This window comes from Legionella sp. (genome assembly GCF_965140895.1).
Classification (GTDB): domain Bacteria; phylum Pseudomonadota; class Gammaproteobacteria; order Legionellales; family Legionellaceae; genus Legionella.
Genome location: NZ_CBCSKT010000109.1, coordinates 38,382 through 45,030 on the forward strand (window position 1 = coordinate 38,382; position 6,649 = coordinate 45,030).

The window sequence follows — 6,649 nt, forward strand, 5'->3', positions numbered from 1 at the left end:
TTCGGTTCTCTTTAAGCTTCACAACACTTTTAGCGTGACCAGACTACATTTACGATTAGTGTTGCACTTCTTCCGTGCGCTCATCACTATCACGCAACTCAACCCACATTGCATTCAATATTGCAAAAGCACAGGCCAAACCAGTACCTAAAATCCAGGAAAAATACCACATAAAATAACCTCCTAATAGGCTGTTTCTTGATTATTAGTAATCGTTTCTTCAGTTACTTTCCCACGCAAAACACGATAAACCCAAGCGGTATACGCTAAAACAATCGGCAGGAAGATGGCAACCCCAATCAGCATAATAAATAGAGTTAATTGACTTGATGAGCTGTCCCAAACGATTAGACTTTGCTCAGGGTTCGTGGAGGAGGGGAGTATGAATGGAAACATGCTCACACCTACGGTTGCAATAATCCCAATCACTGACAGCGCGCTGCATACAAAGGCAAGTTTTGCCCAACGTGCGGTGATCAAAGCAAAAAACGCAGCTAAAATTCCCACGGCAGGAACGATTAAGGTGATTGGCGCATTCCGATAATTATTAAACCAGGCATCCGCTTGTAGGGCTGCGGTTTTATAAAGCGGATTGGATGGGCCATCATGTGGCACAATAGCAGTTAGCGTATAGCCATCAATGCTATAATGTAACCAAAATCCTGCTGCTATGAACACAATGATTGAAAGTAGAGCGCAAACTCTTCCTGCTCGAACAGCTCGGTGTTGTATATGGCCTTCTGTTTTCACGTTAAGGAAAAAAGCTCCATGCATGGCCAACATGAACACTGATAAAAGACCACAAACTAAGGCAAAGGGATTAAGCAGAGCCCAAAACGTACCAGTATAAAATGGACGTAATTGCGCATCAAAATGGAAAGGCACACCTTGCAATACATTGCCTATCGCTACCCCAAAAATAAGCGCAGGGACAAAGCCGCCAATAAATAAAGCACAGTCCCAAACTCCTCGCCATAGCGGGTTATCGACTTTAGAGCGATATTTAAATCCTACTGGGCGCAAAATTAAAGCGAGTAAGATTAAAAACATGGCTAAATAAAACCCGGAGAATGATAGGGCATATAAGGCTGGCCAAGCAGCGAAAATAGCACCGCCACCGAGAATAAACCAAACTTGATTTCCTTCCCAGGTCGGGGCAATGCTGTTAATCATAATCCGGCGTTCCATATTGGTCTTAGAAAGCCAGGGCAGCCACATTGCTACCCCTAAATCAAAGCCATCAAATACTGCAAAACCAATCAGTAACACACCAAGCAGTACCCACCATACAACACGTAATGTTTCATAATCTAAAGGCATCATCCTCTCCTAGTGAGCCATATTATCGGGGCCAAGACGAATGTATTTAACCATCAAGTATACTTCAACTACGGCAAGCGTGCTGTAAAAGAGCACAAAACCAGAGATAGAGGTAAGTACTTGGCTCGTACTGACAGAAGAAGTTCCCATCATTGTTGGTAATACCCCTTGCACCACCCAAGGTTGGCGACCATATTCCGCAACTACCCAGCCTAATTCAGCAGCAAGCCAAGGTAAGGGAAGTGCCCAGAATGCGATGCGATGATACCAGCGGGATGTATGTAATTTGTGTTTCGCAGATAGATAGAAGCCTACAGCAAAGAGTAAAATAAAGAAGAACCCACAGGCCACCATAATGCGGAATGAAAAGAACAGCGGGACGACATTAGGTTTGAGATCATGGGCCGCTTTATCAATTTGCTCTTCAGTTGCATCCACTACATTTTCAGTATACTTTTTCAGTAGTAATCCATAGCCTAAATGAGCATTATGCGCTAGAAAGTCTGCCTTAGCTTGGGGATCATTATGATCCTTTTGCAGTCTAGTTAAGGCTTCATAAGCAAGCATTCCTTCTTTGATACGATCTTTACCTTGGGCAATGAGCTCGGTAATGCCCTCAAGTGGCTGATTAAAGCTTCGGGTGGCAATTATACCTAGTACATAAGGAATATCGATTGCATAGTCCGTTGTCATTGTTTTTTCATTGGGAAGCCCAATTAAGGTTAATCCTGCTGGTGCTTTTTCGGTATGCCATATCGCTTCAATTGCTGCGAATTTCATTTGTTGGACATCATAATCAAAGTGCCCACTTTCATCACCTAATACTACCACGGCCAAGGCAGATGCTAGTCCAAAGCTCGTTGCAATCGTCATGGAGCGTTTAGCAAAGGCAAGGTTACGGCCTCTTAACAAGAAATAGGCGCTTATGGATAAAACGAAAATAGAACCAGTTACATAGCCGGCACTGATTGTATGTACGAATTTGGCTTGAGCCACTGGATTAAAGATAACCGCAGCAAAGTCGGTAACCTCCATGCGCATGGTTTCAAAGTTAAATTCAGCACCTACAGGGTTTTGCATCCAGCCATTGGCAATTAAAATCCACAAAGCAGAGAGATTCGTGCCTAAAGCCAACATCCAGGTGCAACACATATGTTGTACGCGACTTAATCGGTTCCAGCCAAAGAAAAACAAACCAACAAAGGTTGCTTCCAAAAAGAATGCCATGATTCCTTCCAGCGCTAATGGGGCGCCAAAGACATCACCGACATAATGGGAGTAGTAGGCCCAATTCGTACCGAATTGAAACTCCATCGTTAAACCGGTTGCAACCCCAAGGACAAAGTTAATTCCAAAGAGCATGCCCCAGTATTTCACCATTTTTCGCCATATATCTCGCCCAGTCATGACATAAACTGTTTCCATGATGGCCAGGATTAATGACAGGCCTAAGGTCAGCGGGACAAATAGAAAATGATAAAGAGCGGTTAAAGCAAATTGTAGACGGGAAAGATCTACAAGGTCACTACCAGGAATCATGGTTCACCTCATTTGTAAAAGCGAATCTAGAGCAGAGTCGCATAAATAGAACACTATTTTGGAGATTTAGATGGTTCTTGGGCATGAGAGCTGCCTAATAACCATTGCTCCGTATTTTTATTTGGTTTTTCTACGTTTTTGAAACAGACAGCCCACAGCACGAATAACATGGATAATTTTACTGTTAAAGTCAATAGGATATCACGAGTTAGTGGTTTTATCATTGCATCACTCCTCTTTTTTTAACATACCAAACTTTAATGATTCGGCGATTAAATGGGCTCTTTGAGTTATTTCTTCAGCAGCCTCTTTGGGTAAATGATTTTGTGCTTCTTGTTGGAATAAATTTAGCCAACGGATAAAGTGTGTTTCTTGAATCTGTGTGAGTTCTTTAAGTACAACATGTTTTTGGTAGGCATTACCGTGATATTCATTGGTTTTTAGCATGACACTATTCCAAAATTGACACAGTAGAGGGATATGTTCCTCCCAATTGACTTGGGCTACCTCATTAAAGACAGGTCCAAGCATCTCATCCGCTTGTACTTTTTGATAAAAGTGAGTTATAAGTGTCTCAATATGTGTTTTGGTCAGTGTGGTCATGATCTACTGCCAACTGGTGTAACTTCAATAACATAGAGGAGACATGGTATTGGAAAGTTACTAATTTTCTATATTAAAGCTAATGATAATAAAGTTATATTTTAAATGCAATTTTTAACAAGAGTTTCTTAGTAAGTTAGATTATTCTCTCTGGACTCAGCGGGAATAGCTGATGGAGCAGTTCCTAGTTGTATAAGAAAGCTAAATTTTCTTAAGGTTTCTAGCGATTTTTGATCATAGCAGGCTTTTTTATTGATTTGTCCGTCCTCAACGCTTATTAATTGTTCGAATTCTCCGATTAAGCTTTCAAGGCTTTGCCTTAACAACATTTGTTGTTGCAGGGATTGGTGTAATTGTTTTTGCGTAATTTCCAGATCTAGATTGATTTGAGTGGTGCTAATGGCAAATTGAGCAAGATCTTTTTCTTTACTTGTAACAAAATCTTGCAATTTTTGTTTCAGCATGTCTTGATGTTCTTCGCTGACCAGTGTTTGGTTTGATAAAGAAATTACGGCGTTTTTAAGGGTTGATATGGTACGCGTCATCTGCTCATGTTCTGATTCTAGTTGAAGGCGCATTTTTTCTAATTGATCTATTTTTTCAGACAGTTGTGCCTGAGTTTCTTCTGATTGCTCAGTGACTTTAGTTAATTGGTTGTGAGTTGCCTGGAATAACTTAGACTGTTCTTCGATGCCGTCATTTAGATTGCTGATTGTTAATTCATGAGCATTTATAATGGCTTGTAATTTTTCTTGTGCTTCAGTTAGGGTGCTTATTTTTTCAGTTAGTGCTGATATGTGCTTATTTAATTGGCCAATCGTTTGTTGATACTCTTGATTTTTTTCTTGTATGCTCTCTATTTCATTTTTGAATTGCTCATGAACGTTATTAATTAAACCAATTAGAACGCCAAGAACGTTAGTAAGATTTTGCATGATGGTTTTAAATTTCTGGGTGTTATATCTGAATAGATCGTGATGCTCATTTAGTAAGAGTACGGCCGCAGTATAGCAGCCCAACGCAACCACACTGATTGCCATGCTGAATATTAAGAGTGAGAATGCCAAGAATAAACCGCCACTGATTTGTATCCATAGCGGCCATTGTCCCAAATATGCTGCCGCACGAGAAATGAGGCTGTTATTGTCAGCAAATGAATCAATTGCTGCTTCGAGGTCGTGTTGTATTTTGTCTAATTGTTTGTATGCCTGTTCGATTTTATCTAAGGGTGGTTGTTTCGGATTCAGGGCATTGTTTTTGGAAACAGGGATTCCCTTTGCAAAAGCCATTGGCTAGTCCTTCTTTAAAAGCAAGATTAATGTGGAAAAATGGGTCCGCATTATTACACAGTTGCGCTTTAGAACCAAACAATAAAAGATATATTATATCCAGTACATAATGCTATTTTTAAATGCAATTTGAGCTATACTAAAATATAAAGAATAAAGAAAGAAATGGGGATGTATCATGAGTGGAAATACGATGAGCAACGTTATGCGTACGGCGATTTTTGCTCTAGGCCTATTTGCTAGTGCAGCATGTAGCGCACACGGAGGCGGTGGCTGGCACGGCGGAGGCGGTGGCTGGCACGGCGGAGGCGGTGGCTGGCACGGCGGAGGCGGTGGCTGGCACGGCGGAGGTGGTGGCTGGCACGGTGGAGGTGGTGGCTGGCACGGCGGAGGTGGTGGTTGGCATGGCGGAGGTGGTGGTTGGCACGGATACTACCATGGCGGCGGTGGTTGGGGGGGGGCCTGGCGTAGTTGTTGGTGTTCCCCTTGGCGGTTATTATTATGACTCTGAATGTCAAACAGTTCGCGTATGTAACCGTTATGGCCATTGTTGGTTGCAAGAATCCTGTTACTAATCCTTCAAGTAAATGTAAAAAACCGTGAGTTGTTTTTTCACGGTTTTTTAATTTATGTATATCAACGTTAGGTCATGCCCACGTAGTAGATTGTAGTTCTTCTTTCATTCTGTCTCTCATTTTTGTGGTATTATCGCGCACTTTATTGATTACATCGAGATATTATGGAAAATACATTGGAATACCTGAAACATTTAAACTGGGAGCACATCGCTTTTTCTTTAATGCTCCTTTTTTTTGGTTATTTTTTCGCAAAAAAAATCAGTGCCTTAGTCGGAAAATTCATTGAAAATAAATTTTCAAAGCACCATGCAATGCTGTTTAGCCGTATTATTTATTACGGGTTATTTTTATTATTTTTGGTTTCTGCCCTACAGCAAATGGGATTTAAACTTACTATTTTACTAGGTACCGCAGGGTTATTTACCGTTGCTCTAAGTTTTGCATCCCAAACTGCCGCATCAAATCTCATTAGTGGGGTTTTTCTTCTATTTGAACGTCCCTTTAAAGTAGGGGAGGAGATTTCGATTAAAGATATTAAAGGAACGGTTGAAACCATTGATTGGTTATCAACTAAGATTAAAACCAGTGACAATCGTTTGATTCGTATACCTAATGAAGCTTTAATTAAATCGGAAATTACTAACCTCAGTGTCTACCCGCAAAAACGGGATGAAATTGTGTTACGTATTGATTCAGTACACAATATTAGCAATATTAAAATGCTGCTTAGAGATATTTGCGATGAGTGTGTTCATATTTTACCTAAGCCTGGCACGAAGATTTTATTATCGCAAATGCTGGATAAGGGTGTTGAATTGAAAGTGTTATATTGGTCCAAAACTGATTTGGCACTGGTGCGTGATGAATTGTTGACGGCAATTAAGATCTCTTTTGAACGTGAGGCGATTACGTTTATGCCTGAACGGGCGCTTGCTTAAGGCAATAGGCATCATTGCTGACGTAGCGGTACACGCATTAAGCTGCTCCCATTTTTTGATTACAATCAAATTCATTTCCTGTTTTTAACAGTGTCCATATAATGCGTGCATTTTTATTAGCTAAAGCAACAGCGGCCTTATTAAGACTTAAAGTATCTCTTTTGCTCGCCAACCATTTACCATAATGGCTTTCTGTTTTTTTACACCGACTTAATGCGGATCGTGCACCATGAATAAGTAAGGTGCGTAAATATCTGTCTCCTCGTTTACTAATACCCAATAATACTTGTTTATTACCACTGGATCACACATCCCGCAGCATAAATTCGTAAAATAATGAATTAACCTCAAGAAGATCAGTTGCGGTAACAACCCAAGAGAA

The 6,649-nt window shown here is 40.7% G+C and carries 8 protein-coding genes and 1 pseudogene; 2 read left to right on the forward strand and 7 right to left on the reverse strand.

Features of this window, described 5'->3' with window-relative positions; genetic code table 11:
* Window positions 1-55: 55 nt before the first annotated feature.
* From cydX to ACQY7T_RS11500, 6 genes are all read right to left on the reverse strand, one after another.
* Window positions 56-172, reverse strand: a complete 117-nt coding sequence (gene cydX / locus ACQY7T_RS11475) for a cytochrome bd-I oxidase subunit CydX (protein WP_428413538.1) — start codon at window positions 170-172, stop codon at window positions 56-58.
* An 11-nt stretch (window positions 173-183) separates the two neighbouring features.
* Window positions 184-1,320: a cytochrome d ubiquinol oxidase subunit II gene (cydB, locus tag ACQY7T_RS11480; RefSeq protein WP_428413557.1), complete on the reverse strand. Its 1,137-nt coding sequence runs from the start codon at window positions 1,318-1,320 to the stop codon at window positions 184-186.
* Between the two features lie 9 nt (window positions 1,321-1,329).
* Complete coding sequence (locus tag ACQY7T_RS11485) at window positions 1,330-2,859, reverse strand: cytochrome ubiquinol oxidase subunit I (RefSeq protein ID WP_428413540.1); 1,530 nt, start codon at window positions 2,857-2,859, stop codon at window positions 1,330-1,332.
* Window positions 2,860-2,912: 53 nt separating this feature from the next.
* Window positions 2,913-3,083, reverse strand: a complete 171-nt coding sequence (gene cydP / locus ACQY7T_RS11490) for a cytochrome oxidase putative small subunit CydP (RefSeq protein WP_428413543.1) — start codon at window positions 3,081-3,083, stop codon at window positions 2,913-2,915.
* A 4-nt stretch (window positions 3,084-3,087) separates the two neighbouring features.
* Complete coding sequence (locus ACQY7T_RS11495; RefSeq protein ID WP_428413545.1) at window positions 3,088-3,462, reverse strand: group III truncated hemoglobin; 375 nt, start codon at window positions 3,460-3,462, stop codon at window positions 3,088-3,090.
* A gap of 128 nt (window positions 3,463-3,590) precedes the next feature.
* Window positions 3,591-4,751 carry a hypothetical protein gene (locus ACQY7T_RS11500; RefSeq protein ID WP_428413547.1) on the reverse strand — a complete coding sequence of 387 codons (1,161 nt, stop codon included), beginning with the start codon at window positions 4,749-4,751 and terminating at the stop codon, window positions 3,591-3,593.
* 178 nt (window positions 4,752-4,929) lie between these two features.
* Between ACQY7T_RS11500 and ACQY7T_RS11505 the strand changes: the two genes are divergently transcribed.
* The gene (locus ACQY7T_RS11505; protein ID WP_428413549.1) at window positions 4,930-5,256 is read left to right on the forward strand and encodes a hypothetical protein; all 327 of its coding nucleotides are present in this window, start codon (window positions 4,930-4,932) and stop codon (window positions 5,254-5,256) included.
* A 234-nt stretch (window positions 5,257-5,490) separates the two neighbouring features.
* Window positions 5,491-6,267: a mechanosensitive ion channel family protein gene (locus ACQY7T_RS11510; protein WP_428413551.1), complete on the forward strand. Its 777-nt coding sequence runs from the start codon at window positions 5,491-5,493 to the stop codon at window positions 6,265-6,267.
* 213 nt (window positions 6,268-6,480) lie between these two features.
* Here ACQY7T_RS11510 and ACQY7T_RS11515 read toward each other — a convergent pair.
* Window positions 6,481-6,571 (reverse strand): annotated as a pseudogene (locus ACQY7T_RS11515) (transposase); the annotation flags it as partial.
* Between the last annotated feature and the right edge of the window lie 78 nt (window positions 6,572-6,649).